Origin of the sequence: Kitasatospora sp. NPDC058965 (genome assembly GCF_042741245.1) — a bacterium.
GTDB lineage: Bacteria > Actinomycetota > Actinomycetes > Streptomycetales > Streptomycetaceae > Kitasatospora.
The window spans coordinates 1-3,507 of the sequence record NZ_JBHYKG010000513.1 but is presented as its reverse complement, the minus strand read 5'-3'; the positions used below and the strand labels follow the sequence as shown (position 1 = coordinate 3,507).

Genomic DNA, 3,507 nt, shown 5'->3' with positions numbered 1-3,507 from the left:
GTGCGCCATCTGCCGGACGGGGTCGCGCCGGCACCCCCGCCCCCCGCCCGGCCGGGGGCCGGCCTGCCGGGGGCCCGGGCCGGCTACGGGGCCGGGGCGGGGGGGGGTGCCCCCCACCGGGACCGGGCCCGCGCCGTCGTTCGGCAGGCCGTTGAGCTGTGCCTAGAGCACCTGGAGGTTCTTCCGCAGCTCGAACGGGGTGACCTCGGAGCGGTACTCCTCCCACTCCTGCTTCTTGTTGCGCAGGAAGAAGTCGAAGACGTGCTCGCCGAGGGTCTCCGCGACCAGCTCGCTGCGCTGCATCAGGTCGATCGCCTCGCCCAGGTTCTGCGGCATGGGCTGGATGCCCATGGCGCGGCGCTCGGCGTCGGAGAGGGCCCAGACGTCGTCGTCGGCGCCCGGGGGCAGCTCGTAGCCCTCCTCGATGCCCTTGAGGCCGGCCGCCAGGGTGACCGCGTAGGCGAGGTAGGGGTTGCAGCCGGTGTCCAGCGAGCGGACCTCGATGCGGGTGGAGCCCTGCTTGCCGGGCTTGTACATCGGCACCCGGATCAGCGCCGAGCGGTTGTTGTGGCCCCAGCAGATGTAGGACGGGGCCTCGCCGCCGGCGCCGGCGGTGCGCTGCGAGCCGCCCCAGATCCGCTTGTAGGAGTTGACCCACTGGTTGGTCACCGCGGCGGTCTCGGCCGCGTGGCGCAGCAGGCCGGCGATGAAGGAGCGGCCGACCTTGGAGAGCTGGTACTCGGCGCCGGACTCGTGGAAGGCGTTGCGGTCGCCCTCGAAGAGCGAGACGTGGGTGTGCATGCCGGAGCCGGGGTGCTGGGAGAACGGCTTGGGCATGAAGCTCGCGTGCACGCCCTGCTCCAGCGCCACCTCCTTGGTGACCAGCCGGAAGGTCATGATGTTGTCCGCCGTGGAGAGCGCGTCGGCGTACCGCAGGTCGATCTCCTGCTGGCCCGGGGCGCCCTCGTGGTGCGAGAACTCCACCGAGATGCCCATCGACTCCAGGATGGTGATGGCCTGTCGGCGGAAGTCGTGGCCCACCCCGCGCGGGGTGTGGTCGAAGTAGCCGGACTGGTCCGCGGGCTCGGGCACCGTGCCGTCCCCGGGCAGGTTCTTCAGCAGGAAGAACTCGATCTCCGGGTGGGTGTAGAAGGTGAACCCCTGCGCCGAGGCCTTCTCCAGGGTGCGCTTGAGCACGTACCGCGGGTCGGCGAAGGACGGCGAGCCGTCCGGCATCAGGATGTCGCAGAACATCCGCGCGGTGCCCGGGGTCTCGGACCGCCAGGGCAGTATCTGGAAGGTGGTCGGGTCGGGCTTGGCGATCATGTCCGACTCGTAGACCCGGGCGAAGCCCTCGATCGCCGACCCGTCGAAGCCGATGCCCTCCTCGAACGCCTGCTCCAGTTCGGCCGGCGCCACCGCCACCGACTTCAGGAACCCCAGTACATCGGTGAACCACAGCCGGACGAACCGGATGTCACGCTCTTCGAGCGTACGAAGCACGAACTCCTGCTGCTTGCCCATGGGGACAGTCTCACCTCTGCTCTTTACGTTCGTGTTACGCACCACGCCGCACGGGTGGTGCCGCTGTCCGGATACCCGCACGACTGGTGCCCATCATCCACCCCACCCCCCATAGCGTCAGAACGACGATTACACTGGGGGCATGGCGAATCTGCGACTTGCCCTGGCTCAGACCGACCCCCGGGTCGGCGACATCGCGCACAACCGCGAGCAGGTCCTCCGCTGGTCCGAGCGGGCGGTGGCGGCCGGGGCCCGGCTGATCGCCTTCCCCGAGATGTGCCTGACCGGCTACCCGGTGGAGGACCTGGCACTGCGTGCCTCCTTCGTCGAGGCCTCCCGCGCCGCCCTGGTCCAGCTGGCCGAGCAGCTCGGCGCCGAGGGGCTGGGCGAGACCCCGGTGGTCGTCGGCTACCTGGGCCGCTCGCCGCGCACCGGCGCGCCGCAGAACTGCGCCGCGGTGCTGCACCGGGGGCGGGTGGCCACCCGGTTCGCCAAGCACTTCCTCCCCAACTACGGCGTCTTCGACGAGTACCGCTACTTCGAGCCGGGTGACCAGCTGCCGGTGCTGCGGCTGGACGGGATCGACGTGGCACTGGCCATCTGCGAGGACATCTGGCAGGAGGGCGGCCGGGTGGCCGCGGCCGGCCAGGCCGGCGCCGGGCTGCTGCTCTCCGTCAACGGCTCGCCGTACGAGCGGGACAAGGACGAGCAGCGGCTGGCCCTGGTCCGCCGCCGGGCCGCCGAGGCGGGCTGCGCGCTGGCCTACCTGAACATGGTCGGCGCGCAGGACGAACTGGTCTTCGACGGCGAGTCGCTGGTGGTGGACGCGGCCGGCCGGGTGCTGGCCCGCGGCCCGCAGTTCGAGGAGAGCCTGCTGGTCCTCGACCTGGAGCTGCCCGAGGCGCACTCCGAGCTGCCGGACGGCACGGTGCTGGCCGACGGCCTCACCCTGGTCCGGGTCGACCTGGGCGGCGCCCCGGCCGCGGCGCCGGCGCAGCCACTGGTCCCGCCGATGGTGCCCCGACTGGACGACGAGGCCGAGGTGTACGCCGCGCTGGTCGCCGGCACCCGCGCCTACGTGCGCAAGAACGGGTTCCGGTCGGTGCTGATCGGCCTGTCCGGCGGCATCGACTCGGCGCTGGTGGCCGCCGTCGCGGTGGACGCGATCGGTGCCGGGAACGTGTACGGCGTCTCGATGCCCAGCCAGTACTCCTCGCAGCACTCCCGGGACGACGCGGCCGAGCTGGCCCGGCGCACCGGACTGCACCTGCGCACCGTCCCGATCACGCCGATGTTCGACGCCTACATGGGCGCGCTCGGACTGACCGGGCTGGCCGAGGAGAACCTGCAGTCCCGGCTGCGCGGCACCGTGCTGATGGCGATCTCCAACCAGGAGGGCCACATCGTGCTGGCCCCGGGCAACAAGAGCGAGCTGGCGGTGGGTTACTCCACCCTGTACGGCGACTCGGTGGGCGCCTTCGGCCCGATCAAGGACGTCTACAAGTCGATGGTCTTCAGGCTGGCCGGCTGGCGCAACGCGGTGGCCGCCGAGCGCGGCGAGGTGCCGCCGATCCCGGAGAACACCATCCTCAAGCCGCCCAGCGCGGAGCTGCGCCCGGACCAGGTGGACACCGACTCGCTGCCCGACTACGCCCTGCTGGACGCAGTGCTGGACCGGTACGTGGAGGGCGACCAGGGCCGGGACGCGATCGTCGCCGAGGGCTACGACCCGGCCGTGGTGGACCGGGTGGTGCGCCTGGTGGACGTCGCCGAGTACAAGCGGCGCCAGTACCCGCCGGGCCCGAAGGTCTCCCCGAAGAACTTCGGCCGGGACCGGCGGCTGCCGATCACCAACGCCTGGCGGCGCGGCTGAGGGCCGGTCGCCCGGCGGCGCGGCCGCCGTCCGGCGCCGGTCGCCAGGCACCCGACGGCCCATCACCAGATCGGGTGATGGGGCGGCGCCGGGCACTTATACACATCTCC

General features: G+C 71.9%; 2 protein-coding genes. One reads left to right on the top strand and one right to left on the bottom strand.

What is annotated here, in order from left to right; genetic code table 11:
- Nucleotides 1-162 precede the first annotated feature (162 nt).
- Nucleotides 163-1,524 carry a type I glutamate--ammonia ligase gene (gene glnA, locus ACFW1A_RS39475; protein ID WP_380418353.1) on the bottom strand — a complete coding sequence of 454 codons (1,362 nt, stop codon included), beginning with the start codon at nucleotides 1,522-1,524 and terminating at the stop codon, nucleotides 163-165.
- Between the two features lie 142 nt (nucleotides 1,525-1,666).
- Between glnA and ACFW1A_RS39470 the strand changes: the two genes are divergently transcribed.
- Nucleotides 1,667-3,397, top strand: a complete 1,731-nt coding sequence (locus ACFW1A_RS39470; RefSeq protein WP_380418351.1) for an NAD+ synthase — start codon at nucleotides 1,667-1,669, stop codon at nucleotides 3,395-3,397.
- Nucleotides 3,398-3,507: the final 110 nt, after the last annotated feature.

Bases quoted from the DNA above. Each gene is read 5' to 3' on its own strand.
- glnA (WP_380418353.1), bottom strand. From the start codon at position 1,524: ATGGGCAAGCAGCAGGAGTTCGTGCTTCGTACGCTCGAAGAGCGTGAC.
- ACFW1A_RS39470 (WP_380418351.1), top strand. From the start codon at position 1,667: ATGGCGAATCTGCGACTTGCCCTGGCTCAGACCGACCCCCGGGTCGGC.